Genomic DNA, 26,378 nt, shown 5'->3' with positions numbered 1-26,378 from the left:
TTACGCGGCCTCGAGATCGCGCAGGATGCGCGCGACATGACCGGTCGCACGGACATTGTACTTCGCCAACCCCACGGTGCCATCGGGTTCGATGACGAAGGTGGAGCGGATGACGCCCTGGACAATCTTGCCGTAGTTCTTCTTCTCGCCGAAGGCACCCCAGGCGGTCATGACGGCCTTGTCCTCATCGGACAGCAGTGGGAAGTTGAGATCATGGTCCTCCCGGAACTTCACCAGCTTGTCCACCGGGTCCGGGGAGATGCCGATGACCTTGACACCGAGATCATTGAGCTGAGCGAGGGAGTCACGGAAATCGCAGGCTTCCTTGGTGCATCCCGGGGTGTTGGCCTTGGGGTAGAAGTAGACCACCACGCGCTCACCGGCGAAATCGCTGAGGGAGGTGGTGGAACCCGAATCGTTTGGAAGGGTGAAGGCTGGTGGGGTGTCTCCAACATCAAGGCGTCGCGCATCAGTCATGACTTCCACAATAGCGGGTGCCGTCGTGTTTTCGGGGATGGGCGTACGCTCAGGTGAGGAGTTAAGTAATATGGGTCCGCAGTAACGGGTTTTCATGACGCGTTAAGACAAAACAGTTGACCGCAGATATACCAACCAGGAGTAGCCCCGTGGCACGCAATATTGATGACATTCAGCGCGACATTGAACGCACCCGCCGTCAGCTGGCGAACACCCTCGACGAGCTGGCCGAGCGTGGCAAGCCCGCCAACCTGGTTGATGATGCCAAGTCACAGGCAACCGCGAAGCTGCAGGACCCGGATGTGCAGAAGATCCTCATCGGTGCAGCCAGTGTCGTCGTCGGTGCCATCCTGTTCAGCATCGCGCGTAGCCGCAAGAAGTCCAGGGATCTCAGGGAGATCCAGCGTCTGCTGTCCGAACGTTAGGAAAAACATCCACAGGACCCGGCCACCATCATCGGTGGCCGGGTCCTGTGGTGTGTGTCCGTCGGCCCTGCTCAGAGCAGCTCTGCGCCGGCGGTGTGCATCTCCTCCAGGGCGCGATCGCCTGTTTTCGTATCCACCGCCGCGCAGAAACCGGTGAGCACACGCACCCGGAACCCTGCCTTCAGGGCATCGAGGGTGGTGGCCTTGACGCAGTGGTCGGTGGCGATGCCGGCGATGTCCACATCGGTGATCCCACGGGCGTGCAGCCAGTCCACCAGAGGGGTGTCATCACTGACCGCGGTGCCCTCAAATCCTGAGTAGGCCGCCGAGTACTGGCCCTTGCGGAAGAACTCATCGATGCGGTCGGTGTGGATCTTCTCGTGCATGGCGGCACCATCGGAGTCGGCCACGCAGTGGACGGGCCAGGAATCGACGAAGTCGGGGCTGTCGGAGAAGTGGCTGCCCGGATCGATATGCCAATCCTGGGTGGCCACCACGGCGTCAAAGTCCTGGGGGTGGGAGAGCTGGAAGGCACCGAGCAGTCCTGCGACCTCATCACCCCGGGCGGTGGCAAGTGTCCCACCGGGACAGAAATCCTTCTGGACATCAACCAGAATCAGTGCGCGAGACATAATATGGGGCCCTTTCACGTATCCAAGTGTGTTACCTGAACCCCAAGTTTACGCACTGGAGGGTGACACGCACGCGCGCACGGTGGGGGACGCGGCGTCGACAAGCACGCTTGTGCTACCTGTTGCGCACCCAGTCGGCGGCCTCGGCGACGATCTCATCGACCGACAGGGCGATGTCGAATACCTTCGCCTCCTCGTCCTCACCGAGCGGCTCCAGGGTGGCGAACTGCGAGTCCAGGAGAGTGGATGGCATGAAGTGGTCCTCACGGGAATTCATCCGGGAGAGCAGCAGGTCATAGTCACCGTGCAGGTGGACGAAGATGGTGCCCGGCGCCTTGGTGCGGATCAGGTCGCGGTAGGAACGCTTGAGGGCGGAGCAGGCGATGACACCGCTGTCGCGGTCGCGCAACCACTTGCCCACCTGGACGAGCCACCAGGCGCGGTCATCATCATCGAGGGCCTGGCCTGAGGCCATCTTGTCAATATTGGACTGGGGGTGCAGTTCATCACCGTCCTTGTACTCCAGTCCGAGTTCTGCGGCCAGGTGTTCGCCCACGGTGGATTTACCGCAGCCGGACACCCCCATGACGACTATTTTTCTGTTCTGCGTGTCCATCGTGACAGTTCCTTTCTCAGTGCAACCCTCTCAGGGGTGCGGGGGCGAGACGCCGGAGTTAATGGTAATATCATATCGCGTTTGGCGGGGGAAAGTAGGATCACCGCGCAGTTGTCGCGGTGTGATTACTCACATCGGATCCGTGGGGCGGGGTATCTCGGAGCAGAAAAGGGAACATCCCACCGGCGCGCGGTGCAAACGGGGCGCGCTGGTGGGATGAGCGGTGCGGTGCATTACCTGGATGGGGGCACGCTGTCCGGGTACTTGGAGCGGTAGAGATCCGCAATCAACTCAGCGATCTGCTGATAGGTGATCGAGGCGGTGTTGATCGTCAGGTCGTAGTCCTCATCCTCGTTCGGGTCCCACTTGTAGAGCTTGAGACTCATCTCGGCGCGGAGGCGGTCCTCGATCTCACACTGTTCCGCAGCCGCGGAGGCGGACAGGCCGGCCTTCTGCATGACGCGTTCGATGCGCTTGTCCATCGGTGCGACCAGACGCACGTGCAGCGTGCCGACGACCGGCCCCAGCACCAGTGCGCCATTGCGTCCCAGGATGACACCGCCGTCTTCCACATCCGCCAGGACCTCGGCGGTGTTGGCGGTGGCCATCTCCCGGTTGGAGGCGGATTCCATGGCGGCACCCAGTTCGGTGCCCTGACCACCCGCACCGGAGAGGCCACGCAGGAATCGGTCGAAGGCGGAGTCGGACAGCAGGGTGCTCTTGTCCACCTGCGCGAGTTCCTTGGAGGAGAACTTCTGGTCGATGTACTTCACTCCGAGCAGTTCCGCCACCAGCGGACCGATATCGGTGGCACCGGAACCACGCTGACCGAACAGGGTCACGATCGGTGGGTTGGGCAGACCGGGTTTGCGCATCAGGGTGGTGCTACCATCACCCGCACCAGCCTCACCGAGCCTGGTGAGCTCGGCGTCGACGCCCTTGGCGGACGCGATGGAGGACTGCGTGCGACGCTGCGTCAGGTCATCCACCACCTTCATGTGGGTGTCACCATCGAGACGGTAGAAGAAGGCGGCAGCCAGGGCGATGATCGCCAGGAGGGCGGGGACAGCACCGGTGGCCACGCGCAGGCCCAGGGAGATCTGGTCACCGTCGACGATCTCAGCACCGGCGACGTAACCGTAGGCGCCGATGACCGCGCCACCGACCCAGCCACCGACACCCTGTCCGATCTTGCGGGTGAAGGAGAGGATGGAATAGGAGCCACCCTCGGAACGGATCCCGGAGACCCACTCGCCGTAGTCGACGGTGTCGGCCTGCATGGAGAACATCATGGCGTTGGAGCCACCCACACCCAGGCCGACGAAGAACGAGGCAATCAGGGCGAAGGAGAGGGTGCCACCGGGGATGAAGAAGACCAGGCCGTAACCGACTACGGCGAGTAGGGCGGCCAGCATATAACCGGTGCGTTTGCCGTATCGACGCGTGATAGTCGGGGCGAAGGAGGCGAACAGGATGGTACCGCCGGTCTGGGCCAGCTGCAGGAAGACGAAGTAGGCTGCGTTACCCGTGATCGCACGGACGTAGTACACAGTGCCACCGCATTGAAGACGAAGTTCGCGGTCAGGAACAACAGGGCCACGAGCAGCAGGATCTGCAGCGGACGGTTCTGCTTCAGCATGGTGAAGGTCTGCTTGAAGGAGATGGACCCCGCCGCACGCGGGACGACCTCACGGGAATTGGCGAAGCAGATCAGATACAGGATGACCGCGAGGATGATACAGGTGATCGTGAACTTCAGGCGGATACCATCAGCCTCGGTGTCCTGGAACTGCGGGGAGACAACCCAGGCCAGGGCAACCGACGCCAGTGCGGAGGCGATGGCGCGGGAACCGGACAGCTTGGAACGGTCAACTGGATCCTGAGTCATCGACGAGGCCAGGGAGCCGTAGGGGATGTTGATGAAGGAATAGGCCAGCTGGTACAGGGCATCGAAGATGAAGATCCAGGCGATCGTCGCCGTCATGCTCATGTTCGCCGGGGTGGAGAACAGAGCCACGAAGACGATGGCCAGGGGAGCCGGGCCGAAGAGGAGGTAGGGACGCAGGCGACCCCACCGGGAATTGGTCCTGTCGACGGTGTTGCCGGCGATCAGGTCGGCGCAACCGGCCCAGATCTTGGTGATGCCGTAGATGGCGCCGGCGACACCGGCGGAGAGGCCAACGATGTCGGTCATGTAGACCATGAGGAACATCGAGGTCATCATGAACGAGAAGTTGTTGGCTACATCACCGAAGGAATAGGTCAGAACCCGGTGGCCGGGCATCTGACCCTGGCCGGGTTTGCCGGCCTTGACCGGTGACGAGGTTTTAGTGGACACGGTTGCTCCTTTGTAAGAAAACCATGATAGGGGGAGTATTTAGTTCTGTTTCGGCTCGCGGCGTCCATAGGCCGCGGCGTCAAGATTGGTCCAGCGTTCCCGGAGATAGCGGGCTACCGCCTTGGGGCGACGGTCACGGGTGAAGGCACCCTTCTTGTTGCCATCCACACGCACGATCCCGAACTTCGTCTGGAAGTCGGCGAAATTCCACATCTGCTCACCGATGATCTCGTCATAGGCATCGAAGACCCGGGGGTTCATCCGGTGGTAGGCCACCTGGAAATCCTCGGTCCACGGCTGGTCGTAGATCGAGTGGAGGCCGGCGACGGTGTCGGCGCCGAACTCGGTGAAGATGATCGGCTTGCCGGGGTGTGTGGTGATCCAACCTTCGACCTCGGCGCGCATCTCGCGCTCGGCGTTGGCGAGGTCCCCGGTCTGGAAGTACCAGCCGTAGTAGCGGTTGAGCATGATGACATCGAACAGGTCGGTGATCTTGTCCCGGTCATAGGGGGGCGAGCATGACGTTGACGAATCCGACGGGCCGGGTGGGATCCGCGTCGCGGGCTGCCTGCGCGAGTGGGGCGAAGTAGTCACGGGAGGCGTCCGTCTGAGACTCCGGCTCGTTGGCGATGGACCAGAGAACCACCGACGGGCGGTTCTTGTCACGGGAGATGAGACGTTCGATCTCTAGTTTGTGCTGGGCCTGGGTCTCATGGTTGAGGGTGTCGGGGCCGAAGGTGGAGGGGACTTCGGTACCACCGAGGATGCCCCCGGCCACACCGAGGTTGAGCCCCACCGCCGGGGTCTCATCGATGACGACGATGCCCTGACGGTCGCAGTAGTCCATCCACTGTTCGGAGTAGGGGTAGTGCGAGGTGCGCAGGGAGTTCGCGCCGATCCAGCTGAGCAGTTCCATGTCCTGGAGGACATGCGCATCGACATGGCCCTTGCCCACGGTCTCATGATCCTCATGCATGCCGAAGCCGGTGAAGTAGAAGGGGTGGCCGTTGATGAGGAACTGGTTGTGGGCGACCTCGACGGTGCGGACACCGAAGTGCTGGCGGTAGAGGTCGATCAGCGTTCCATCCGGCCCGGTGAGACGGATCTCCAGGTCGTAGAGGCCTCCGACACCCGGTGTCCAGAGGTTGACGTCGGGGATGGTGGCGGAACCCACGCGACCGGAACCGGAGGCCACCGGTTCGTCGGTGCGCTGGTCGATGATGGTGACTGAGCAGTCGGCTGGCTCGCCCTCGGTGGTGATGTCCCAGTTGACGCTACCGGTGGTGCCAGCATCATTAGCAGTGAAATCCGTGGTGATGGTGACATCGGAGACATGCGTCCGGGGACGGCTGATCAGATGCACCGACCGGTGGATGCCTGAGTAGTTGTAGAAGTCATGCAGGTACTCCTGCTCCCTGCGGCCATCACCGAGGACGTTGATGCGCCCCGGCGGGATGCAGGTGTAATCCAGGCGGTTGTCCACCACCACGGTCAGGCGCACCGTCCCGCCCGGGGTGGCGTGGGCGGTGAGATCTGCCTCAAACGGCATGTACCCGCCCTTGAACCGGGCGATCTCGGTCCCGCCGGCGAAGACCACCGCGTGAGGGGTCACGGACCCGAACCTCACCACGATCTGCCGGTCAACCCACTCCACCGGGATCTGGACATCACGCTGGTAGAAATAACAACCAACGTGGTTACGGACCGCCTCGTCGGCGAAGACATCATTGACGGAGGCGGGCACCGCCATCTCGTGGCGTGTATCCAGACGGGAGTTCTGCCATCCGGGGTCGATTCCGTCATTGTTCCAGTCCACCCGGAAACGCCACATGCCATCCAGGGAGATGACAGTCCGGGTCGGAGTGAGCTGTGGGGCGAGCATGATGAGTGGGCTTATTCCTGGATCAGTGCGATGTGGGAGCGGATGAGGGAGACGGTGGCGGTGTCCGCTGCCAGCTCCTCATCGAGGACGGCAACCAGGGCCTGCACCGGGTCAGCGGCAGCCTTGGCGGTGGCGATCTCCACGGCGCGGGTGTCGTTGACATCCTCCACGCCGAGGACGAAGGCGATCCAGGCGGCGATGGAGAATGCAGCACCGGTGCCACTGCGGCCCGACGCGAGTTCTGCCTTGAGGATCGGCACGGCACGCATGCGCTGCTTGGTGCCGCCGTCAATGGCGATCTGGGCGAGGTTGTGGACGATGCGGGGGTTCTCGAAACGCTCAATGAGTTGGGCCCGATACCCGGAGATGTCCAGCCCCTCAGCGGTGAGGTGGCGGGCCGCCTCATCCCACAGCTCCTCCACCCGTGCCCGGCAGTCGGGGTCGTTGATGGCATCGGCGACGGTGGCATGCCCCCTGAGCTGGCCGTAGTAGGCCATGAGGGAGTGCGAGCCGTTGAGCAGCCACAGCTTGCGACGCTCGAACTGATCGATGTCATCAACGAACTGCACGCCCGCGTTCTCCCAGGCCGGACGTCCGGCGGGGAACGCACCCTGGATGATCCAGGAGGCAAACGGCTCGGTGACCACGGGGGCGCTGTCCCGGAAACCGGTCTGCTGCTCCACATCGGCGATCAGGGTGGCCTCGGTGGCCGGGGTGATGCGGTCGATGGAGGTGGAGGGGAAGCTCACGTATTCCCGGATCCACGCAGCCAGATCGGAGTCGACCCGGTCGGCCATACCCAGGATGGAGGCCTGGGTGGTCTCACCATTGGCGGCGATATTATCGCAGCTCATCACCGCCAGACCGCCGACACCCGCCGCGCGCCGCGCAACCAGACCGTGGATGATCTTGCCCGCCGCGGTCACCAGTGCGGTGACAGGCACATTGTCATGGGCGGAGGTCAGGGCGGCGATGTCATCACGCACCGCGGGGTCATCGGCATCGAGCTCACCCGCGGCATCGAGGTGGTAACCCGCCTCGGTGACGGTGAGGGTGACCACCGCGACCTGCGGATCGGCCATGAGCTCCACCAGACGGTGCAGGTTGTCGGCGGGCTGGGCCTCCACCAGCGCGGTGATGAGCTCAGGGGAATCCCCCGCACCGGAGCGGGTGACCAGGGTGTAGAGACCATCCTGCGGGGACAGGGCATCAGCCATGGTGGGGCGACGACCGGTGAAGGAGGCATAACCCCACTCCGGATTCTCCGGATCAGCCTCGGCACGCTGGGTGTACCAGACCTGGTGGGCACGGTGGAAGGCACCGAGACCGAGGTGGACCAGACGCGCCGGGGCTGTGGTGGTGACACCGGCGTTGGCGCGGTTCAGTGGCTTGCTCATAGCTTGAAGACCCTCCTCGGGGAGGCATCGATCAGGTCGACGATGATCTCGGAGGCACGGGTCTCGGAGATGCGGTGCTCGGCGACCAGACGTGCCAGGTAGTTGGCCTCCACGCGTCGGGAGGTGTTGTGACGTGCGGGGATGGAGCAGTAGGCGCGGGTGTCATCGATGAACCCGGAGTAACGGGAGAACCCGGTGGTGCCGGTGGTCAGGGACCGGAAGCGGTTCATGGCGTCGATCTCGTCGATGAACCACCAGGGGGCACCCACGTAGGCGGCTGGGTAGTACCCGGCCAGGGGTGCGACCTCACGGGAGAAGACGGTCTCGTCGATGGTGAACATGACGAAGTGGAAATCCTTGTTCTCACCGAAGTCGGAGAGCAGTGGGCGCAGACCGCGGGTGTATTCCAGCTGGAAGGGGATGTCGGCGCCGATATCGTTGCCGAACTTCTTCTGCGCGGAGGCGGAATGGTTGCGGTAGACACCGGGGTGGAGGGTCATGACCAGACCATCGTCCTGACACATCTCCGCGAACCGGTAGGTGGTGTTGGCCTCGAATGCGCGCATCTCCGCCAGGGTGGCGGTGCCGGCCAGGCCCTTGTCCAGGATCCGCTGGGCATCCTCGTGGGACAGGGGGGTGGTGTCCGTGTCGTGGGTGCCGTGATCGGCGGAGGTGGCGCCGTGGTCGATGAAGTACTGGCGACGGTTGCGCATCGCCTGCAGGTACCCCTCCCAACCGGCCTTGCCGTCACCGGCGACGTCGATAAGCCTGGTGGTCTTCTCCGCCCAGCCCGGGTTGTACATCTTGGTGTAGGCGTCCGGGCGGAAGGTCGGCAGCACGCGCGGGGAGAAGGTTGGGTCCTGTGCCAGGGCCTTGTGATCGGCCAGGTCATCGAGGGGATCATCGGTGGTGGCGAGGATCTCCAGGTTGAACTGTTCCGCCAGGGCACGCGGGCGGAAATCCGGGCGGGCAAGAATCTCGGAGAGCTCATCGTAGATGTCATCGGCGTTCTCGGCGCTGAGGCGATCCGGGTTGATGCCGAAGACATGCTCGAACTCCTGCTCCACCCAGTAACCGGTGGCGGTGCCGGTGTAGAGATCCCAGTTGGAGGCGAAGATACGCCAGGCCTCACGGGGGGTCTTACCCTCGGTGCCACCGACGCGCAGATCGGCGAGGTCAACCCCGGCCGAATGCAGCACGCGGGTCAGGTAGTGGTCCGGGCTGATGAGCAGGGTGGTGGGATCCGCGAAGGGCTCATCCTTCACGAACATGGAGGCCTCGAGGTGACCATGGGGGGAGATGATGGGAAGGTCCTCAACATAGGTGAGGAGACGACGGGCGATATCCCTGGTTGCGGGATCTGCAGGCAGGAGCCTGTCCGGGTGGGCAGCGTGTGAAGTACTCATATGACCATTTTGGGTCTGTTCGGAGACCGTACTCAATTAGTTGCCAAAAGTTTCAGTGGCCCAGATGCAGATATCGCCCGTTCATGAGGTAATTCACTACATCTGCTGGTTGGGGTCATCCAACCAGCATCAATGGTGGATCAGAGGTCCAGCCGTAATGAGGATTCCCGGACGATGAGCCTGGTGGGCAGTTCACGGGGTTTGGCCATCAGCGGTGCCTTCATGCCGTTGATGATGGCGATCAGGTTGGCGGTGCCGACCCGCCCCACCGACCTCAGGGGACCTGCCACGGTGCTCAGCGAGGGGGAGACCAGGACGGAGATCTCGGTGTTGTCGAACCCCACCACCGCCACATCCGCGGGGACCCGGATCCCCGTCGACTCGGCCTGCTGGATGAAACCCACCGCCACCATGTCGTTGAAGCAGATGACGGCGTCGGTAGGCTCCTTCGCCCACTCCCCGAACGCGCGCCGACCACCGACCAGGGAGGGCTCGTCGGCAGGCAGCTGTCGCACCGTCGGGCGGGTCAGATGCCGCATGCGTGACGGCTGGACGGTGACGGTCCGCGAGACCCGGAGCGACGCGCTACCGGCCTGGTCACCGGCCAGGGTGCCCAGCGCTGTGGCCGCGTCGACAATGCCGCGCCACCGCGTGGAATCCGACCAGGATCGGTGCGGGCCGGAGACATAGGTGATGGAGCGACAACCCTGATCCACCAGGTGCACCAGGGCCTTGACCGCGCCGTCATAATTGTCCACCATCATGCTCGGGATACCGGAGATGGGACGACTCACCACCACCGTGGGCACCGCCCGCGCGATCTTCTGGATCTCGCTGGAATCCATCCGTGAGGACACCAACAACAGTCCATCCACATGTGGGGTGATCCGCTCGATGGCGGTGCGGGCCCGCGAGGTGGATTCATTGGCGTTGAGCAGGGTGACCACCATGCCCTGGGCGGCGGCCGCGTGTTCGGCCCCGCGGAAGATCTCCACGAAGAATGGATTGGAGACATCCGGGGCGACCATGCCGATGATGCCCGTACGCCGTGTCCCGAGCCCCCGGGATTCAGGCCGCGCATCCACCCCGGTTTCCAGCTCATTCCCATAACCGACCTGCCGGGCTGCGATGCGGACCTTCTCCGCCGTCTTGTAACTCACGCGCCCCGGCTGGGTGAACACCCGGGACACCGTCGAGGGGGAAACCCCTGCCACACGGGCGACATCGTAGATCGTGGCCTTCGGTTGAGTTCCAGACTGAGCCCCGTCACCCCTGTGTGTCATGGCCCTGAGTATATCGCCGCGACTCACGCCCGGGGTGGTGTACAGACGGTATGCGACAGTGTCATCCTGGTGATTTCCGTAAGGTGGCAGAGGTGACGCGCGCGCGGGGCACCGCCTGTATCAACCAGCTCCACCCGCGTCACCCGAGAAACACGCGCTGGAAAATATCGAAGGACACCAAAGGACACAGTCATGACCACCCATCCCCTGACCATGCCCATCCCCGAGTATTTCGAGGAGATCCTGGAATCCGTCCGCTCTGATGTCAGTGGCGAGGTGGCACAGTACATTCCGCAGTTGAAGGATGCCGACCCGAATCCCCTGGCCCTGGCCATGTGCACGGTGGATGGACACATCTATGGTGCGGGGGATGATGAGCATGAATTCACCATGCAGTCGGTTTCGAAGCCGTTCGCGTATGCGCTCGCGCTCCAAGAGCAGGGCCCGGAGAAGGTTTTCGCCACGGTGGGGTTGGAACCGTCCGGTGAGGCGTTCAACGAGTTGTCCCTGGACGGTAGTACCAACCGGCCGATGAATCCGATGATCAATGCCGGCGCGATAGCGGTCAACCAGTTGATCAACGGGTCGGAATCCTCGGTGGAGGACCGTGTGGAGAAGATCCGTTCCTATTTCTCCGCGCTGGCCGGTCGCGAACTCAACATTGACCGCCAGCTCAGCGAAACCGAGATCGAGGGCGCTGACCGCAACCTCTCCATCGCCCACATGCTGCGCAATTACGGGATCATCGAGGATGATGCCCATGACGCGGTACTCAGCTACACGCTGCAGTGCTCGGTGAAGGTCACTGCGCGTGACCTCGCGGTGATGACGGCGACGTTGGCGGCCGGCGGCACCCAACCGCTCACCGGGGAGAAGCTTGTCGACGCCAGGGTCGCCCGCCTCGTACTCTCCACGATGGCCTCGGCCGGCATGTACGACGAGGCCGGTCAGTGGCTGGCCACCGTGGGCATCCCCGCGAAATCCGGTGTCTCCGGTGGGCTCGTCGGTGTCCTGCCCGGTCAGCTCGGCCTGGCGACCTTCTCACCACGGTTGAATTCCCAGGGCAACCCGGTGCGCGGTGTGGAGATCTTCAAGGCCTTGTCCGAGGACATGGGTCTGCACCTGATGTCCGCCGAACTGTTGACACAGCATGCGGTACGTGCGATTGAGGAACGCGGCGATACCACGGTCATCCAGCTGCAGGGTGCGATGAACTTCTCCGCAGCCGAGAATTTCCTGTTCACGGTCACCGACCACGACTTCACCGGTGAGAAGGTTGTGCTGGACATCTCCAGGGTGCCGATGTTCCGACCCATGGGGCGCCGCCTGGTCAAGGAGGGTCTGCGACGTATCCGCGACAACGGCTTCAAGGTCGCCATCTATGACCCCGAGGATATCCTGCCCGATTTCGACTTCTCCGACGGGACCAAGTCCCCGCAGGTCGATGACCCGGAGGAGCTGTAGTTCTCGGGTAACTTTGACATGAACCTTTACCACGACCCAGGAGTGCTCATGACCAGGAAAATTATCAGACCAGCGTCGGTTGCGGTCGGTGGTCTCGCCCTCGCGTTGGTGCTGACAGCCTGTGGCGAGTCCAACGAGGTGGAATCCGTGGCGGCCCAGGATGGTGCGACACTCCAGGAGCTGCTGCTCACCGATGAGGAAAGCGGCCTGGACGGTGCCACCGGGGTTAATGACACCATGCTGGAGGGGGAGACCATCCCGCTGGTGGTGGTTGCCGAGGCCGGGAAATTCGAGGGTGCCTGTGGGGAGGCGCTGCAGGCTGCGGAGTCTGCGGAACTGGGGACCGTTGGGTCCGCGGCCCGGACCTTCCAACGGGAGGACGGCACCGGGGTGGCGGTGGCACAGTTCTCCACCGACACCACCGATGTCTCCCCGGCTCAGCTGTACAACGACATCGCCGAGGCCTGCGGTGAACCACTCAAGGATGAGGAAACCGGTGCGGAATACACCTTCACCCCGCTGGATTCCGATGCGTCCGGTTTCATCTTCGATATCACGGTGACCCCCGGCAATGAATCCTCCAGCGTCATGATGCTGAAGGACCTGGGGCACCATCACATCCTGGTCGCCGGGGTGGATGCGGATGAGGCTGATGTCAAGGCTGTCTTCGACGCGCAGGTGGAGAAAACCGAACAGGGGTTGCGCGAGGTGGCTGAGCAGGGGGCATAGTCCAAACCCCGCGGGCCGGTCAGCGGTTCTGGTGCCAGATGGTGGCTGTGAGCACGGTGGCGAAAGTTGTCCAGGCGGTATAGGGCAGCAGGAACACGCCACGGGTGGGGTTCACCGCCCGGCTGCGTCGGACCAGGTCGGCGCTGGAGACCGCCAGTGCCGCCGCCTCCACCGTCGCGGGCCCGGGGAGTGGTGAGAGCGCGGGTATCCATAAGTCATAGTGTATTGAATTCCGGTGGGGAGCGTGGGCGCACAAAGAAACCCTCCACCCGGAGAATCTCCCGGTGGAGGGTTTGAATGGTGCGTCATCAGGGAATCGAACCCCGAACCCTCTGATTAAGAGTCAGATGCTCTACCAATTGAGCTAATGACGCATGGTGTCTGCTGGAGATGAACTTACCCGCAGGGGCTGTCAAGAAGCAAACCGCAGCCTGTGCGTGACAGGCTGCGGTTTGTCTCTTTCGCTGTGCGTCATCAGGGAATCGAACCCCGAACCCTCTGATTAAGAGTCAGATGCTCTACCAATTGAGCTAATGACGCGTGCTCTGCGTGAGATGAATACCTCGCTTGCAACGAGGAAAAATATATCAGCTGTCTTCGTTCCTTGTAAAATCTGCAGGTCACGGCCGATGGTGGGGTGCGTGTTCCACACGCTCCCGGGTAACGGGAATCGACTGTGTTGCGATAGAAGAGGCGATATCATGGTCCAGCGGACAACCCAGTCACCCTCGCGCCGGTCTAGACGTTTATGTCTTTCTGCTAACAATTTGGGAAATTATTGGAATGGCGCGCGTGAGGGTTGCGTTGAGGGGGCTGTGGGCTTGTAGCGTTATCCCGTGGTTGGTTCGATGTTTATCTCACCCACCACCTTTATTGCTTTGTTGCCAGGAGGGCGAAACAGTTGAAGAGAGTTCGTGGATTTGTCACGGGTTCGATATTGGCACTTCTCACGGTTGGTGCCCTCACCCTTAGTGGTTGCACCATTGAACGTAGTGGTCACGCCCAGGAGGAAGAGGGGAACTCCGCCGCCTCCGGCACGGAGGAGACCACTGAACTCGCCGCCCCGGCTGTCTCGGTGGAGGATGACGCCACCGACGTGGACCCCTCGGAGCCCGTGGTGGTCAAATCCCTCGGTGACGGCCTGGAGAAGGTCACCATGCTCAACGAGCAGGGGTACGAGGTGGAGGCCGACTACAGCGATGACCGGCGTTCCTGGACCACCTCCGAGGTGCTCGGTTACAACCGCACCTATACCCTGACCGCCACTGACCGCAACGGCGAAACCAGCACCACTGTGTTCTCCACCGCGCAGCCGGCGGCCACGACCACGGTGGCGCTGTCCCCCCTCGCTGATTCCGTGGTGGGGGTTGGCCAGACCATCGCCTTCCGTTTCGGCACCCCGATTGCAGACCGCCACGCGGCTGAGGAGGCCATCACCGTGACCACCTCGCCGGAGGTGGAGGGTGGTTTCTACTGGCTCAACAACAGTGAACTGCGCTGGCGTCCGGCGGAATACTGGGAGCCGGGTACCGAGGTCACGGTGGAGGCCGATATCTACGGCACTGACCTCGGTGATGGTGTCTGGGGTGCCTCCGACAACGCCACCAACTTCACCATCGGTGACCGCGTTGAGGCCGTGGTTGATGACAACACCAAGACGATGGAGGTCTACCACAATGGCACACTGCTGCGGACGATCCCCGTGTCCCTGGGCCGTGACACTGATGAGTGGGCCACCCCGAACGGCATCTACATCATCGGTGACCGCAATCCCTCGATGATCATGGATTCCACCACCTTCGGCCTGGGGTATGACCAGGGTGGATACCGCACCCCGGTGGACTTCGCCACCCAGATGTCCTATTCCGGCATCTATGTGCATGCGGCGCCGTGGTCGGCCGCGGAGCAGGGGTACAGCAACGTCTCCCACGGGTGTATCAATGTCACCACCGAGGCGGCGCAGTGGTTCCAGAACACTGTGAAACGTGGTGATATCGTCACCGTGAAGAACACCGTCGGTTCCACCCTGAGTGGATATGACGGTCTGGGTGACTGGAATATCCCGTGGTCGGTCTGGAAGGACGGCAACGCTGACGAGACCTCGGCATGGTGATCCCGGGAGCTTAAATCCCTGGTCGCCTATTAATATTGCCTGCATGAAATCTCTGAACTAGACTGACTATCTGTTTTTCAACCGGCAGACATTCTCCGGCGCACCACCAGCCATGTCGGTTGCGCCAGCAGAGGGGATTGACTGCCGGTGTTGCACGTTCAGCAGCTACATTGCTCATTATCGTAAAGGCCAGGGTTATTTTCAGATGCCACCGTTGAGGCAGACGAAGGTGTGGGTGGACCGTTTCGGTCGCACCCACCGCGAGCTGTCTCCGGTGACCTTCCCCACCGCTGATCTGCGCGCCGCGCGGGTACCGGGCCCCATCGAGAAGGCCTGGACCCAGGCGCTGAGCATCGGTGGGGAACAGGCCGCCCGCCAGTGCGGGGACATGGCGGTTGCGGCCCTGGCTCAACCCAATCCCATCATCACGGAGGATCCCGAGGGGGATCCCGACATGCGTCTGTACACCTGGGTGGTGGAAAGCCCGGGGGCCACCGCTGTGCTCATGTGGGCCAATGGAGTGTTCGATCATGACAATGTCACCGGTTCGGAGATGCACCGCCTCGAGGGTTCTGATCTGTGGACGCTGACCCTGCGCATGCCGGCGGACTGGCGGGCCAGTTACACCATCACCTCCTGGGATCACGATGAGACGCCTCCGTGGCGTGCGGCCACCGGCCGCATGGAGATCCGCCGCGCCGCGATGGCCGATGGTCGCCTGGATGAGCGCAACATCGGGCGCGTCATGAACTCCTCCCTCGTGGAGGGTCCCGTGGCGCTGGCTGACCGGTGGGCTGCGGCGTCGCAAAGCACCTGCGCCGACGAGCACGTCCTGGAGGGGGTGCGGTACTGGGTGTACGCGCCCGAGACCAGCGAGAACACCCCGCTGCTCATCCTGTTTGACGGCCAGCACTGGAACGGCCCGCTCAACCTGCCGCGACAGCTGGACGCCGCGATCCGCTCCGGCGCGATCCCGCCCGTCCACGTGGTCATGATCGATTCCCGCGATGTGGAGCACCGCTGGGAGAACCTCGGCGTGCCGGGTGGCCAGGTGGATGTGCTTATCGACGCCATCCTCCCGCACGTCCGCGCGACCTACCGCGTGTCCCCGAGCGGGGAGGACACGATCATCTCCGGCGCCAGCATCGGCGGACTGGCCTGCCTGTGGGCGCTCGCCCTCTCTGATGGGGAGATCGGTCACGCCATCGCGCAGTCACCGAGCCTGTGGCGTTTCGACATCGCCGATGCACTCTCCGCCGCGGAGAACTGGGTATCCATCCACCTCCAGGCAGGCGAATACGAAAGCGAGATGCTGCACCTGTCGCACAAACTCGCCGAGGACCTCTCGGGGGATATCCGGGATGTCCGCGTGCGTGCCGTCACCGGTGGTCACGACTGGGCCTGGTGGCGGGTGCACATGCTCAACGAGCTCACCAGGCTGTTGTCGGACCGCTGACGCTACTCCGGGTCTATTCCAGGTAGTGGGCGAAACGTGCGACCGAGGTCTCCGCGTCCGCCTCACACTGGGCTGAGGTGGGGCCGGGATCGGCCACGAAGAAGGACCGGCGGTAGTAGTCCAGCTCGCGGATCGACTCGACGATATCGGCCAGCGCGCGGTGGGCCAGGCCCTTGGTGGGCTGCTTGTAGTACACGCGCGGACACCAGCGGCGCGCCAGCTCCTTCACCGAGGACACATCCACCATGCGGTAGTGCAGGGCCGCATCCAGACGGGGCATCTGCTCCCGGATGAACGCACGGTCGGTGGCGATGGAATTACCCGCCAGCGGAGCCGGGTGGGCCGGATCGCAGTGCTCCTCGATGAGGGCCAGCACCGCATCCTCCGCATCCTTCAGGGACACGGTGGAGGCTCTGATCAGCGGGGTCAGACCGGAGGAATCGTGCATCCTGGTCACGAAATCATCCATCCGGGCCAGCTCCTCATCGGTGGCGTGCACCACCAGATCCACACCCTCGCCGAGGATGTTGAGGTTGGCGTCGGTGACCAGGGCGGCGACCTCCACGATGACATGGCGTTCCAGATCCAAGCCGGTCATCTCCAGATCCACCCACACCAGGCGGTCATCGCGGGCGGCGACGGCGGGGAAGTTCTCGCCGTTTCCAACAGTTTCAGACATTATTATTTCCTTGTCAGCTCATCTTCGAATAGACCCAGCCCATGACCGGGGACAGCACCGCGGTGGGGGCGATGGTGGAGATCGCGTTCATCGCCTTGGACAACGGGCCCGGCACCACACGGCGACGGTTGCGTGACAGGGCACGCAGGGTCTCGGCGGAGCAGGATTCATAGGTGGTCCACAGGAAGTCCGGCACCACCTTGTCCACAATGGACTGCTCGGATTCCGGTACCACCGATTCCCGCACCGGACCCGGTGCCAGGAGCGTGCAGGCCACGCCGGTGCCCCGCAGCTCATAGTGCAGGGCCTCGGTAAACGCGTTGACCCCGGCCTTGGTGAGCACATAGGTGGCGTTGTTGGGGATCGGCACATTACCGGCCGCGGAACCGACATTGCAGATCGCACCGGTGCCACGTTCCAGCATGCCGTCGAGCACCGCGCGGGTCAGCTCGAACACGGCGGTGGCGTTGAGATCGAACTGCGTGGTCTCATAGTCCCAGTCCTGATCCTTGAAGGGGCCGAAGCTGGCGATACCGGCGGAGTTGATGATGATGTTGATCTCACGCCCCCTGATCTCCTCGATCAGCTCCGCGCGCTGCTCCCGGTCGGCCAGATCCACGGCGCGGACCTCCACGATCACGCCGTGGCGGGACTCGAGCTCCTCCGCGATCTCCTGCAGCAGCTCGCCGCGGCGGGCCGCCAGGATGAGGTTGTGGCCATAGCGGGCGAGATCCCGGGCAATGGCCAGGCCGATTCCCTGGCTGGCGCCGGTGACCAGTGCGCGGGCACTGTGGCTCGGGGTGGGCAATGCCATGGCAAACTCCTTGGATTTGATAATCACTACCGGGCTAATGGTACGTCACCCATGGCTGTAGCCAGCCGAGTCCCTCAACGGTGGTGTCCGCGGGATGGTATTCGGCGCCGACGAAACCGGGCCAGGGGAGGGCGTCGATAAGCTCAAAGAGGCGGGCGTCATCCACCTCGCCGGTGCCGGGTTCGTGGCGGGAGGGCACCGCGGCCACCTGGAGGTGGCCCAGGAGATCCTGCTGGTGCAGCGCGGTGAGCCGGCGGGTGAGATCGCCGTGGATCTGCTGGATGTGGAAGATGTCGAAGAGGATCTTCACATTGGGGATGTTCTGGATGAGTCCAAGGGCCTGATCCAGGTCGTGCAGGAAGTAGCCGGGAACCGTGTGGTGGTTGATGGGTTCGACCACGATGAGCACGCCACGTTCTGCGGCCATGCGGGCAGCGGTGGTGATGTTGCGGCGGTACAGGGCGGTGGCGTCGGGGGATGGTTCCGTGATGCCTGCCATGACGTGTAGCTTCTCGGCGCCGAGTGCGGTGGCGTAGCGGAGAGCCTCGGTGATGGATGACTCGAAATCGGTGGAGTTCAGGGCCGCCTGGCCGAAGGTGTCACCCGGCGGGGCGTTGATGAGTGCGACGGGCAGACCGGCCTGTTGTGCGGTCTGGGTGAGCGTTTTCAGGTCATGGTCGTAGGGGAACTGGAACTCCACGGCCTCGAAGAGCCCGGTGTTGGCCGCAGCGGCGAACCGCTCGGGGAAGGGCAGCTCCGTGAAGAGCAGGGAGAGATTCGCGGCGAATTTCGGCATGGGCAACTCCTCGTGACCAGATTCATAACCCCCGGGGCAGGGTGGGGTCTGGCACCGAATCTACCCACGAAACCCCAGCTTTACGACGCCCGGATGTCTCCAGGGTGCGACGTTTGCGCAGGGGGTCGGTGTCGGCGCGGGCGTCGGGGTGGGGTAATATACGCCGTTGGTTTTCCCGCCATCTCAGGCGGTGTTAAGGTGGTGGACGGATTCAGTCCCATTTCTAGAGTGGGATGAGCAGGAGTTTTCTTGCCTGGATCCGGTAGGGGCGAGGGCCGCAATCTGTAGGGGGTTGCGGTCCTCCTTGCATTTCCGGATGCGGTATTTGGCACCTCGCGTTAGTGGGAGCCGGAGGCTTCCGTCACCTTGAACCAGAGGGAGAACTCCCGGGCGGCTCTTTCGATGACAGCCCGCCTCGAGTCGGAGGTGATGTCCGTGAAGCTGTCGCGCATATTGGCCTGGCGGAGGGAATTCGGTTCAAGGGGAACCCGGTACCCCATGCGCCAGTCGGGGAAACGTCGGTGGTCTACCGGCTCCTCGATGATCACCCGGACGTCCTGATGGCGGTCATCGAGGCGGATGCGGGAGATCAGCTGATCAATCTCCTCTGCGGCCCCCTCGAGGAACTGAATGAAGGTGCCGGTCCTGAACAGGAGCAGTCCGGTGATCTCGGCTGAGGCGTTATGTTCCCTGGCTGTGGTCAACATCGACTGCACGCTTTCCTCAGTCAGATCAGGGGAGGCGATGCTCGTATAGACGAGATACTTCAGTTTTCCTGTGTACCGGGCGCTATCGGCATGGTTGGTGAGCGACATCTTCCCTATACCTCTTCTTCCGGTTCTTCCGGGGACAAGAAAAACGCCGTCAGGTTCTCAATGGCGTCATCGATGGTGGGAAATTTTCCCCTGACCCTGGATTGCATATCGTGTGCGACAAAGGCTCCCCGCGCATTTCGTTCGATATATCCGACGAAGTTGCCCTCACAGCTGCCCGCGTAGAAACCCCGGGCAACCTCAGACCAGGTGAACTCGGGTTCTTCTCCCTCCGCTCTCTCTAGGCCATCTACTATCGAATGTGTATTCATTTGGTCCTTTGAAGTGGAGAATTAGTTATATCTAATATGTAGCCGGGAGATCGGCATGAAATATGGGCGCCTGCGTGATATTAGATATTATTAATCTTAGGGTACAGGCCTTTTCGGGCTGCGGCCGGGCGGGGTGCTGGTCGGGTGATCTCTGGCGTGGCACCCTTTGTTGGCGGGGTGCCTGTTCGGCATGGCATCGTCCCAGCTGGCCCGTGGGTGTTCCAGTGTGGGCGCACTAAAAAAATTCCTGACTCCCAAATGTGCGGAGTCAGGAATTGGTAGAAATGTGGGCTGGGCCCGGTTAAGTCAGGCCCAAGGTGCTTTTCTACACTAGGCCCAGGGAGATAAGGAGGAGGTAGAGCAAACCGGCGATGGAGAACATGGGGACAACCTTTCTTTGAGTGGGCAAGGCGGCACTGGCCTCCCTGTCATCATAAGTGCTATCCGTCCGGTGGCGGGCGGGATGATGTTGTGATTATTTCCGCACCGGGTTTGTCGGCGCGGGGGCCGGGCGGATCTCGCGTGGCATGCTATGACGAAACCCCTTGGCCTTATATCTAAGGCCAAGGGGTTTCCTTGGGGGTGGCTGACGGGGCTCGAACCCGCGACACCCAGGATCACAACCTGGTGCTCTACCAGCTGAACTACAGCCACCATCGCTGTTCAAAAGCAGCGAGACTAACATTAGCCCACTCTCTGGAAATAACAAAAACGCCTGTTCATGGCCGGTAAGAGGGTTTGATTCGAGGTCTTGGTTGCCGTGATGACCTTTGGGGTGTGGTGAGTGGTTTTACCTGTCGTCGTCCGGTGCTCCCGGTGGGGCGGGGTTGATTTTCCGGGATTCTTCGGGATTTCCCTGGCCGTGGATCCCTCTTTCGGGGGTGTTTGGCGTTCGGGGAGGGTTCTAGATGTGGGCCCCTGTCAATGGGGTGACATTTATGGACCCGACTTATCCTGCTGGGTCGGCGGGGATGATCTCGCCGGTAGTTGATCGCCTATTCGGTGGTTCAGTGGCGGGGGTGTCACTAGATGTAGTGGTTGGGGTGGGAATTATTCCTATGGGTGCAATATGAATAAATAATGAATGGGGGTTATGGTGCTTTACAACAATGTAATTACACCGCCTTTTCAGAAGAAGAGAGTTTCACATGACCGCACCCGACACGCTCCCCGCCGAAGAACTGATCATCGGACTTTCAGTGCTCAAGAAAGATGGCCGTGTCGTCGACTACCGTCCCCGCAAGATCCTCAACAGCCTGGAGGCAGCGGAACGCACTTCCGGAGAACCGCTCCACGCACCCAGCGACCAGCTGCTGGGGGAGATCACCCGGCGTGTGGCCGAGCACCATATCATCAGCACCGAGGATCTGTCCCGCCTCGTGGAGCAAACCCTGGCGCAGTCTCCCGCTGTGCTGGCCGCCTACCGTGATTATCAGCGCAGGCAGGAGGAGAAGATCAACAGCTCCACCGATATCACCCACGCGATCACCGGGGTGGTGGAGGGTGATGCAAAGATCCTGGCAGAAAACGGCAATAAGGATGCCCGCACCTTCACCACCCAGCGCGAGATTCTGGCCGGTGCTGTCAGTAAGGCCAAAGGGTTGCAGATGCTGCCGGAGGATATCCGCCGTGCCCACCTCAAGGGGCTCATCCATGTTCACGATCTGGACCGGTCGCCTTTTGCCGCCATGCCGAACTGCTCGCTTCCGGATTTCGACTACCTGCTCTCCCATGGTTTCACCCTGGGCAACGCCCGGATCGAACCTCCGCGTTCCATCGGGGTGGCGGCCACGCTCCTGGTGCAACTGCTCGGTGCGATCTCCGGGGAACAGTATGGTGGCATCTCCATCCATGAGATCGACCGTCTGCTCGAGCCCTATGCAGAGCTGACCCTGCAGAAGAACCGACGTCTGTACAGCGATGCCAGTGGGCTGCTGTGCTCTGATTCCGCAACCGATGCGCAGGATGACCTGGTGGAGGAACTGGCCCGTAGGAAGACCGCCAAGGACATCTTTGATGCGATGCAGGCGTTTGAATACCAGGTCAACACCCTGACCACAGCTGCGGCCCAGACCCCCTTCACCTCCATTTCCCTGGGTATGACCACATCCTGGTGCGGCCGCGAGATCCAGAAATCCATCCTGGCGGTGCGGGAGAACGGTATGAGCGGGGAGACCGCGATCTTCCCCAAGATCATCTTCTTCGTCGATGAGGGCGTCAACCATGCGCCCGGGGATCCCAACTACGACATCAAGATGGCGGCCATGCGCTGTTCCATGCGGCGTATCTACCCGGACCTGGTGTCGGTACCACGGATCCGTGAGCTGAAGCAGGGACAACTGATCACCCCGATGGGATGCCGCTCCTTCCTCCACCCCTGGAAGAACAGCGACGGCGACTATGAACTCCTGGGCCGTAACAACCTCGGCGTGGTGTCCATCAACCTGCCCCGCATCGCGATCGCGGCACAGCAGTCAGTGGATGATTTCTTCACCGGACTGGACGAGGCCATCGACCTCGGTGTCCGTGCCCTCCGGATCCGGGAGGAGGTGGTCCTGTCGGCTGATCTCGAGCAGGCCCCGATCATGTACACCCAGGGTGGGATGGGGAACCCGGCGGGGAAGACCAGTGTGCGTGATTTCTACACCGGTGATAATCACAAGAGATCATCGATCTCCCTGGGGTACACCGGAATCCACAACGCCATGGTGGCGCTGACCGGGGAGGAACACTGGCACACCGTGGCCGGCCACCGTGCCCTGTCCCACCGGATCCTGGAACACATGAATACCCGCGTGGTGGCCGTACAGGATCAGTTCCATGCCACGGTGTCGGTCTACGCCACCCCCTCGGAATCCCTGTGCGACCGTTTCGCCGAACTGGACCGCGACCGTTTCGGTGAACTGCCCGGCATCAATGACCGGGACTACTACGAGAACTCCTTCCACTTCCCGAGCTATCTCCACACCAATCCGATGGACAAGATCCACTTCGAGGCCCAGTACATGCCCCTGACCCCGGGTGGGTTCATGTACTACGTGGAGGCACCGAACCTGCTGGTCAACCCGATGGCGTTTGAATCGATCTGGGACGAGGCCTTCGACCACGTCGGTTATTTCGGGATCAACTCGCCGGTGGATCACTGCCTCGTCTGCGGTTTCGAAGGCGAATTCCACTGTGATGAACAGGGCTATACCTGCCCCGGCTGCAGCAACCGCGATGAGACGCAGGCCTCGGTGACCCGCCGACTCTGCGGTTACCTGGGGGCGCCGATGAAACGGCCGGTGGTCAGTGGTCGGCAGGCCGAGATCAACTCCCGCATCAAACACATGTGAGGTAACCCCATGACCTATCACGAGCGCGTGGCGCGCATGGATTACCGGTCCCGCACCTGGGCGCAGACCGACACCTTCCGCATCGCCGATTACAAACCCTTCCAGACCCTCGACGGGGAGGGGCTGCGTTGCTCGCTCTATGTGTCCTATTGTCCCTTCAACTGCCTGGGGTGTTACAACAGGGCCGCGCAGAAGAAGGGCTACGGGATGGAGTACACCACGGAGCTGGAGGACCGCATCCTCGGTGATCTCGCGGGGCGTCACGTCGCCGGTCTCACCCTGGTGGGCGGTGAACCGTTTCTCTCTGCGCGGTACCTGCTGCCACTGGTGCGCCGCATCCGCCGCGAGCTGCCGACCAAGACCATCTGGGCGTATTCCGGGTACACGTGGGAGGCCCTGCAGATCTTCACCGATGAGCGTCGCGACCTCCTCCGCTCACTCGACGTGCTTGTCGACGGCCAGTTCATCCAGGAACTCCGCAACGAGACCAGCCCGCCGGCGTTTGCCGGCAGCAGTAACCAGATGCTTATCGACGTCCCCGCTTCCCTCAGCACCGGCCACCCCGTGGATCACCGGGTTGTATCCTTGACCGCATGAGCCTGTGGATTGATGCGAGCGCCGGTGTTGCCGGAGACATGTTGCTGGGAGCCCTGGTCGATGCCGGTGCGGATCTGGATCAGATCCAGCAGGTGGTGGATGCGGTGGTACCCGGTGATGTGCGCCTGACCTCCGAGGTGGTCCAGCGCGCCGGGCAACGTTGCCTCAAGGTGGAGGTGCATACCACCCATGAACACCACCCGCACCGCACCTGGACCACCATCCGCACGATGCTGCAGGAAGCTGACCTCCCCGACCAGACCCACGCAGACGCCCTGGCGGTCTTTGAGCTCATCGCGATTGCCGAGGGCGCCGTCCACGGCGTGGACCCGGAGACCATCCACTTCCACGAGGTGGGTGCCCTGGATTCCATCGCTGACATCGTCGGTGTGTGCGAGGCCATCCGGCAGCTGGGGCAGACCCGCATCTCCTCGTCACCCATCGCCTTGGGATTCGGTCGCGTGCAGGCTGCCCATGGTGACATCCCCGTCCCGGTGCCTGCCGTGGCGGAACTGGCCCGTGACTGGCCGACCCTCTCCGGCGCAGTGGGGGGTTCCCCGGAGCCGGTCGGAGAGCTGGCGACCCCGACCGGTGTCGCCCTGGTCCGGCACTTCGCCAGCCAGGCCGGCCCGCTTCCCGACGGAGCCATCACCACCATCGGTGTGGGGGCGGGAACCAAGGACATGCCGGGGCGCCCCAACATCACCCGCGTGCTGCTCCTGGATGATGCGGCCCCCAACGCCGATACCGGAAAACTGGTCCAACTGGAGGCCAACATCGACGACATGGATGCCCGCCTGTGGCCCGGTGTCCTGGAGCAGCTCCTGGACTCCGGTGCACGGGATGCGTGGCTGACCCCGATCATCATGAAGAAGGGTCGGCCCGCGCACACCATCCACGTCCTGGCGGCTGCTTCAGAGGTCGAGATGGTGAAACAGGTGTTGTTCGCCCACACCACCACCTTCGGGGTGCGGTCCTGGGCTGTGGACCGTGAAGGTCTGGACCGCCGGTGGGAGACCGTGCACGTGGATGGCCATGAGGTGCGCGTGAAGATCGGCTCCCGCGGCGGCGTGGATCAGACCACGCAGCCGGAATTCGAGGACGTCCGGGCAGCCGCCCAGGCCCTCGGGATCAGCGAATCCGAGGTGCTCCGCCGGGCCCAGGGGCAGTAGCCGCGTTAACCCCGAGATCCTGTCCCCAGAGACCACTGTGCTTAACCCAGAGATCGCTGGTGCTCTCTGGGGACAGGATCTCTGGGTTAAGCACAAGGCCCACCCACGACCTCACTGCTGAGGTCAGGGTGGGAAGAAAAACAGGTCAACGGGCCGCGATCTGCGCAGCCAGATGCCCGGCACCGTACCCATTGTCGATGTTGACCACTCCCACACCCGGCGCGCAGGTGTTGAGCATGGTCAGCAGGGGAGCGATGCCACCGGCCCCGGCGCCGTATCCCACGGAGGTGGGCACGGCCACCACGGGGCAGGACACCAGGCCCCCCACCACGCTCGGCAGGGCCCCGTCCATGCCCGCGGCGATGACGATGACCCCCGCAGCCTGCAGTTCGGCCTCGTAGCTGAGCAGGCGGTGGATGCCGGCGACACCGACATCGGCAATCAGTGACACCGACCGGCCCAGGTAGCTAGCGGTGTGCAGGGCTTCCCTGGCCACCGGCAGGTCGGAGGTTCCGGCGCACAGCACCAGCACCGACACCCCGGTCGGTTCGGGTGCCGCCGCGGGATAGGCGAGGAAACCAGCCACCGGGTCATAGAAGACATCATCCAGCACCTCCATCACGGCGGCCGCATGGTCCGGGTTGGCGCGGGTGAACAGCGTGGTCTGGTCCACCTCCCGCAGGCTCGCGGCAATTGCGGCGACCTGCTCCACGGTCTTGCTCTCGCAGTAGATCGCTTCCGGGTACCCACGGCGGCGGACCCGGTCCAGATCCAGGTGTGCGAAATCGCCTACTTTTTTCATGCGCTCGTCGGTCACAGGGTTCCCTTCGCGTTGAGGATGGACAGCGTCATGGCGCCGGACTGGATGCCGCGCAGATCCACCACAGCGTAGGTGAAGCCGGCTGCGCTCGCGGACGCCTGGATCTGTCGGGCCACGTCGGGGGTGGTGGCGCGGGGGAGTTCGTCGATAAGCAGCTCGATGCGGGCGATGTCGCCGTGGTGGCGCACGCGGGAATCGCTGAACCCCAGTTCATACAGGGTGAGTTCCACCGCCTCGATCTGCTTGAGTTTGGCCTCGGTGACCTCCTGGCCGTGCGGGATGCGCGACGCCAGACAGGGGGCTGCGGGTTTGTCGGCGACGGGCAGCTGGAATGCCCGGGCGACGGCACGGACATCGGCCTTGGTCAGGCCGGCCTCCGACAGTGGGCGCAGCACCCCGTGTTCGGTGGCGGCCCGCGCGCCGGGTCGGTCGATGCGACGGGAGTCGTCGGCGTTCTCGCCGTACGCTACCGCCACCAGGTTGTGCTTGTCGACGACCCCCTCATCAATCCGCTCGAACATCTCGTTCTTGCAGAAATAGCACCGGTCCACATCATTGTCGCGGTACCCCGCCACGGCCTGTTCGTTGGTCCGGATCTGGAGCACCTCCGTGCCGATGAACGTGGCTGTGTCCAGCGCCATCGCCTTCTCCCGGGCGGCCAGGGAGGGGGAGACCGCCATGATGGCCAGGGTGCGGTCGAGGCCCAGGACGTGGTGGGCGATGGCGAGCAGCGTCGCGGAATCCACGCCGCCGGAGTAGGCGATGCCGAGCCTGCCGGTGGTGGGCAGGTGCGCGGCGACGCGGTCGATGAGGTCACCGGCGGCGGGAGCCGGCTGGGGGAGAGACATGAGGCGGGGAACTTT

26 protein-coding genes, 3 tRNA genes and 1 pseudogene are annotated in these 26,378 nt (G+C 63.0%); 8 read left to right on the top strand and 22 right to left on the bottom strand.

Annotated elements, in window-relative coordinates:
* Window positions 1-477 carry a thioredoxin-dependent thiol peroxidase gene (bcp, locus tag CE_RS11810; RefSeq protein ID WP_006768392.1) on the bottom strand — a complete coding sequence of 159 codons (477 nt, stop codon included), beginning with the start codon at window positions 475-477 and terminating at the stop codon, window positions 1-3.
* 149 nt (window positions 478-626) lie between these two features.
* Here bcp and CE_RS11805 point away from each other — a divergent pair, with 149 nt between their 5' ends.
* Window positions 627-902, top strand: a complete 276-nt coding sequence (locus tag CE_RS11805) for a DUF3618 domain-containing protein (RefSeq protein WP_006768391.1) — start codon at window positions 627-629, stop codon at window positions 900-902.
* 71 nt (window positions 903-973) lie between these two features.
* Here CE_RS11805 and CE_RS11800 read toward each other — a convergent pair whose 3' ends face one another.
* From CE_RS11800 to CE_RS11760, 10 genes and pseudogenes are all read right to left on the bottom strand, one after another.
* Window positions 974-1,534, bottom strand: a complete 561-nt coding sequence (locus tag CE_RS11800) for a nicotinamidase (protein WP_006768390.1) — start codon at window positions 1,532-1,534, stop codon at window positions 974-976.
* Window positions 1,535-1,649: 115 nt separating this feature from the next.
* Window positions 1,650-2,150 (bottom strand): gluconokinase, encoded by a 501-nt coding sequence (locus tag CE_RS11795; protein WP_006768389.1) that lies wholly within the window; start codon window positions 2,148-2,150, stop codon window positions 1,650-1,652.
* 233 nt (window positions 2,151-2,383) lie between these two features.
* On the bottom strand, window positions 2,384-3,025 hold the full coding sequence (locus tag CE_RS15875) for a cytidylate kinase-like family protein (protein WP_231295055.1): 642 nt from the start codon (window positions 3,023-3,025) through the stop codon (window positions 2,384-2,386).
* A gap of 195 nt (window positions 3,026-3,220) precedes the next feature.
* Window positions 3,221-3,658, bottom strand: a pseudogene (locus CE_RS15870) (MFS transporter); the annotation flags it as partial.
* Window positions 3,541-4,488, bottom strand: coding sequence for an MFS transporter (locus CE_RS15865; RefSeq protein WP_011075890.1), 948 nt, complete (start codon window positions 4,486-4,488; stop codon window positions 3,541-3,543). The gene CE_RS15865 and the pseudogene CE_RS15870, both read right to left, overlap by 118 nt.
* Window positions 4,489-4,527: 39 nt before the next feature.
* The gene (locus CE_RS15760; RefSeq protein ID WP_006768386.1) at window positions 4,528-4,956 is read right to left on the bottom strand and encodes a glycoside hydrolase family 2 TIM barrel-domain containing protein; all 429 of its coding nucleotides are present in this window, start codon (window positions 4,954-4,956) and stop codon (window positions 4,528-4,530) included.
* 34 nt (window positions 4,957-4,990) lie between these two features.
* Window positions 4,991-6,370: a beta-glucuronidase gene (gene uidA / locus CE_RS11775; RefSeq protein ID WP_006768385.1), complete on the bottom strand. Its 1,380-nt coding sequence runs from the start codon at window positions 6,368-6,370 to the stop codon at window positions 4,991-4,993.
* 11 nt (window positions 6,371-6,381) lie between these two features.
* On the bottom strand, window positions 6,382-7,767 hold the full coding sequence (locus CE_RS11770) for a mannitol dehydrogenase family protein (RefSeq protein WP_006768384.1): 1,386 nt from the start codon (window positions 7,765-7,767) through the stop codon (window positions 6,382-6,384).
* Complete coding sequence (gene uxaC / locus CE_RS11765; protein ID WP_006768383.1) at window positions 7,764-9,173, bottom strand: glucuronate isomerase; 1,410 nt, start codon at window positions 9,171-9,173, stop codon at window positions 7,764-7,766. The genes CE_RS11770 and uxaC overlap by 4 nt, the downstream gene beginning before the upstream one ends.
* Window positions 9,174-9,313: 140 nt before the next feature.
* Window positions 9,314-10,456: a LacI family DNA-binding transcriptional regulator gene (locus CE_RS11760; protein ID WP_006768382.1), complete on the bottom strand. Its 1,143-nt coding sequence runs from the start codon at window positions 10,454-10,456 to the stop codon at window positions 9,314-9,316.
* A 192-nt stretch (window positions 10,457-10,648) separates the two neighbouring features.
* Here CE_RS11760 and CE_RS11755 point away from each other — a divergent pair, with 192 nt between their 5' ends.
* Window positions 10,649-11,920 (top strand): glutaminase, encoded by a 1,272-nt coding sequence (locus tag CE_RS11755; protein WP_006768381.1) that lies wholly within the window; start codon window positions 10,649-10,651, stop codon window positions 11,918-11,920.
* 48 nt (window positions 11,921-11,968) lie between these two features.
* Window positions 11,969-12,649, top strand: coding sequence for a hypothetical protein (locus CE_RS11750; protein WP_231295038.1), 681 nt, complete (start codon window positions 11,969-11,971; stop codon window positions 12,647-12,649).
* Between the two features lie 19 nt (window positions 12,650-12,668).
* Here the strand turns inward: CE_RS11750 and CE_RS15755 are convergent, their stop codons facing one another.
* From CE_RS15755 to CE_RS11735, 3 genes are all read right to left on the bottom strand, one after another.
* A complete protein-coding gene (locus CE_RS15755) occupies window positions 12,669-12,905 on the bottom strand; it encodes a TspO/MBR family protein (protein ID WP_011075888.1) in 237 nt (78 codons plus the stop codon).
* Window positions 12,906-12,947: 42 nt separating this feature from the next.
* A tRNA-Lys gene (locus CE_RS11740) sits at window positions 12,948-13,023 on the bottom strand.
* Between the two features lie 93 nt (window positions 13,024-13,116).
* Window positions 13,117-13,189: transfer RNA gene (locus tag CE_RS11735), tRNA-Lys, on the bottom strand.
* Between the two features lie 397 nt (window positions 13,190-13,586).
* On the opposite strand from CE_RS11735, the gene CE_RS11730 reads away from it, so the two are divergent.
* Both CE_RS11730 and CE_RS11725 read left to right on the top strand, forming a co-directional pair.
* The gene (locus tag CE_RS11730) at window positions 13,587-14,762 is read left to right on the top strand and encodes a L,D-transpeptidase (RefSeq protein WP_006768378.1); all 1,176 of its coding nucleotides are present in this window, start codon (window positions 13,587-13,589) and stop codon (window positions 14,760-14,762) included.
* A 205-nt stretch (window positions 14,763-14,967) separates the two neighbouring features.
* Window positions 14,968-16,218, top strand: a complete 1,251-nt coding sequence (locus CE_RS11725; RefSeq protein ID WP_006768377.1) for an alpha/beta hydrolase — start codon at window positions 14,968-14,970, stop codon at window positions 16,216-16,218.
* 13 nt (window positions 16,219-16,231) lie between these two features.
* Here the strand turns inward: CE_RS11725 and orn are convergent, their stop codons facing one another.
* From orn to CE_RS11695, 6 genes are all read right to left on the bottom strand, one after another.
* Complete coding sequence (gene orn, locus CE_RS11720) at window positions 16,232-16,897, bottom strand: oligoribonuclease (RefSeq protein WP_006768376.1); 666 nt, start codon at window positions 16,895-16,897, stop codon at window positions 16,232-16,234.
* Between the two features lie 13 nt (window positions 16,898-16,910).
* Complete coding sequence (gene cmrA, locus CE_RS11715; RefSeq protein ID WP_035108869.1) at window positions 16,911-17,711, bottom strand: mycolate reductase; 801 nt, start codon at window positions 17,709-17,711, stop codon at window positions 16,911-16,913.
* 34 nt (window positions 17,712-17,745) lie between these two features.
* On the bottom strand, window positions 17,746-18,507 hold the full coding sequence (locus CE_RS11710) for a hydroxypyruvate isomerase family protein (protein ID WP_006768374.1): 762 nt from the start codon (window positions 18,505-18,507) through the stop codon (window positions 17,746-17,748).
* Between the two features lie 338 nt (window positions 18,508-18,845).
* On the bottom strand, window positions 18,846-19,322 hold the full coding sequence (locus CE_RS11705) for a BLUF domain-containing protein (RefSeq protein ID WP_006768373.1): 477 nt from the start codon (window positions 19,320-19,322) through the stop codon (window positions 18,846-18,848).
* A 5-nt stretch (window positions 19,323-19,327) separates the two neighbouring features.
* Window positions 19,328-19,591 (bottom strand): hypothetical protein, encoded by a 264-nt coding sequence (locus CE_RS11700; RefSeq protein WP_006768372.1) that lies wholly within the window; start codon window positions 19,589-19,591, stop codon window positions 19,328-19,330.
* 581 nt (window positions 19,592-20,172) lie between these two features.
* Window positions 20,173-20,245 (bottom strand) — tRNA-His (locus CE_RS11695).
* Between the two features lie 494 nt (window positions 20,246-20,739).
* On the opposite strand from CE_RS11695, the gene nrdD reads away from it, so the two are divergent.
* Genes nrdD through larC form a run of 3 tightly spaced genes read left to right on the top strand, consistent with a single transcriptional unit; the run spans window position 20,740 to window position 24,695 of the window.
* Window positions 20,740-22,926, top strand: coding sequence for an anaerobic ribonucleoside-triphosphate reductase (gene nrdD, locus CE_RS11690; protein WP_006768369.1), 2,187 nt, complete (start codon window positions 20,740-20,742; stop codon window positions 22,924-22,926).
* A 9-nt stretch (window positions 22,927-22,935) separates the two neighbouring features.
* Window positions 22,936-23,523, top strand: coding sequence for an anaerobic ribonucleoside-triphosphate reductase activating protein (nrdG, locus tag CE_RS11685; RefSeq protein ID WP_006768368.1), 588 nt, complete (start codon window positions 22,936-22,938; stop codon window positions 23,521-23,523).
* Entirely contained in the window at window positions 23,520-24,695 is a 1,176-nt protein-coding gene (gene larC, locus CE_RS11680) for a nickel pincer cofactor biosynthesis protein LarC (protein ID WP_006768367.1), read from the top strand. Before nrdG ends, larC begins: the two co-directional genes overlap by 4 nt.
* 145 nt (window positions 24,696-24,840) lie before the next feature.
* Here larC and larB read toward each other — a convergent pair whose 3' ends face one another.
* Both larB and larE read right to left on the bottom strand, forming a co-directional pair.
* Window positions 24,841-25,497, bottom strand: coding sequence for a nickel pincer cofactor biosynthesis protein LarB (larB, locus tag CE_RS11675; RefSeq protein WP_173362616.1), 657 nt, complete (start codon window positions 25,495-25,497; stop codon window positions 24,841-24,843).
* 11 nt (window positions 25,498-25,508) lie between these two features.
* A complete protein-coding gene (gene larE / locus CE_RS11670; RefSeq protein WP_006768365.1) occupies window positions 25,509-26,363 on the bottom strand; it encodes an ATP-dependent sacrificial sulfur transferase LarE in 855 nt (284 codons plus the stop codon).
* Between the last annotated feature and the right edge of the window lie 15 nt (window positions 26,364-26,378).

It is taken from the genome of Corynebacterium efficiens YS-314 (genome assembly GCF_000011305.1).
GTDB lineage: Bacteria > Actinomycetota > Actinomycetes > Mycobacteriales > Mycobacteriaceae > Corynebacterium > Corynebacterium efficiens.
Note: the sequence above shows the minus strand (reverse complement) of the source record. Positions and strands in the feature narration are given on the sequence as shown.

Excerpts from the sequence above, each read along its gene's own strand:
- bcp (WP_006768392.1), bottom strand. The coding sequence starts at position 477 with ATGACTGATGCGCGACGCCTTGATGTTGGAGACACCCCACCAGCCTTC.
- CE_RS11800 (WP_006768390.1), bottom strand. The coding sequence starts at position 1,534 with ATGTCTCGCGCACTGATTCTGGTTGATGTCCAGAAGGATTTCTGTCCC.
- CE_RS11795 (WP_006768389.1), bottom strand. The coding sequence starts at position 2,150 with ATGGACACGCAGAACAGAAAAATAGTCGTCATGGGGGTGTCCGGCTGC.
- CE_RS15875 (WP_231295055.1), bottom strand. The coding sequence starts at position 3,025 with ATGCGCAAACCCGGTCTGCCCAACCCACCGATCGTGACCCTGTTCGGT.
- CE_RS15760 (WP_006768386.1), bottom strand. The coding sequence starts at position 4,956 with ATGCTCAACCGCTACTACGGCTGGTACTTCCAGACCGGGGACCTCGCC.
- uidA (WP_006768385.1), bottom strand. The coding sequence starts at position 6,370 with ATGCTCGCCCCACAGCTCACTCCGACCCGGACTGTCATCTCCCTGGAT.
- CE_RS11770 (WP_006768384.1), bottom strand. The coding sequence starts at position 7,767 with ATGAGCAAGCCACTGAACCGCGCCAACGCCGGTGTCACCACCACAGCC.
- uxaC (WP_006768383.1), bottom strand. The coding sequence starts at position 9,173 with ATGAGTACTTCACACGCTGCCCACCCGGACAGGCTCCTGCCTGCAGAT.
- CE_RS11760 (WP_006768382.1), bottom strand. The coding sequence starts at position 10,456 with ATGACACACAGGGGTGACGGGGCTCAGTCTGGAACTCAACCGAAGGCC.
- CE_RS11755 (WP_006768381.1), top strand. The coding sequence starts at position 10,649 with ATGACCACCCATCCCCTGACCATGCCCATCCCCGAGTATTTCGAGGAG.
- CE_RS11750 (WP_231295038.1), top strand. The coding sequence starts at position 11,969 with ATGACCAGGAAAATTATCAGACCAGCGTCGGTTGCGGTCGGTGGTCTC.
- CE_RS11725 (WP_006768377.1), top strand. The coding sequence starts at position 14,968 with ATGCCACCGTTGAGGCAGACGAAGGTGTGGGTGGACCGTTTCGGTCGC.
- orn (WP_006768376.1), bottom strand. The coding sequence starts at position 16,897 with ATGTCTGAAACTGTTGGAAACGGCGAGAACTTCCCCGCCGTCGCCGCC.
- cmrA (WP_035108869.1), bottom strand. The coding sequence starts at position 17,711 with ATGGCATTGCCCACCCCGAGCCACAGTGCCCGCGCACTGGTCACCGGC.
- CE_RS11710 (WP_006768374.1), bottom strand. The coding sequence starts at position 18,507 with ATGCCGAAATTCGCCGCGAATCTCTCCCTGCTCTTCACGGAGCTGCCC.
- CE_RS11705 (WP_006768373.1), bottom strand. The coding sequence starts at position 19,322 with ATGTCGCTCACCAACCATGCCGATAGCGCCCGGTACACAGGAAAACTG.
- CE_RS11700 (WP_006768372.1), bottom strand. The coding sequence starts at position 19,591 with ATGAATACACATTCGATAGTAGATGGCCTAGAGAGAGCGGAGGGAGAA.
- nrdD (WP_006768369.1), top strand. The coding sequence starts at position 20,740 with ATGACCGCACCCGACACGCTCCCCGCCGAAGAACTGATCATCGGACTT.
- nrdG (WP_006768368.1), top strand. The coding sequence starts at position 22,936 with ATGACCTATCACGAGCGCGTGGCGCGCATGGATTACCGGTCCCGCACC.
- larC (WP_006768367.1), top strand. The coding sequence starts at position 23,520 with ATGAGCCTGTGGATTGATGCGAGCGCCGGTGTTGCCGGAGACATGTTG.
- larB (WP_173362616.1), bottom strand. The coding sequence starts at position 25,497 with ATGAAAAAAGTAGGCGATTTCGCACACCTGGATCTGGACCGGGTCCGC.
- larE (WP_006768365.1), bottom strand. The coding sequence starts at position 26,363 with ATGTCTCTCCCCCAGCCGGCTCCCGCCGCCGGTGACCTCATCGACCGC.